Raw genomic sequence first — 271 nt, forward strand, 5'->3', positions numbered from 1 at the left:
CGCGCACGCCGAACTTGGCCATCACCGCTTCGTCCGAATCCATCTGGCTGCCGGTCATGGTGTTGACCAGGCGGATGCCCGGGCGCACCAGTTGGGCGAAGTCCTTGTCGCCGGTGGAGATGGTCACTTCCAGGCCCTCGCCGGCGCCCTGCAGAGCCAGCGTGCCGCTCACGTCGTCGGCCTCCACGCCGGGCTCGCGCAGGATCGAGATGCCCAGCGCTTCGCCGATCGCGCACATCGGCTCGACCTGCGCGCGCAGGTCGTCGGGCAT

1 pseudogene is annotated in these 271 nt (G+C 69.7%); it reads right to left on the reverse strand.

Annotated features, from left to right (window positions below):
- Positions 1 to 271, reverse strand: a pseudogene (locus tag SB822_RS57295) (DNA polymerase I); the annotation flags it as partial.

The organism is Paraburkholderia sp. SIMBA_054 (genome assembly GCF_046534875.1).
GTDB classification, from domain to species: domain Bacteria; phylum Pseudomonadota; class Gammaproteobacteria; order Burkholderiales; family Burkholderiaceae; genus Paraburkholderia; species Paraburkholderia hospita.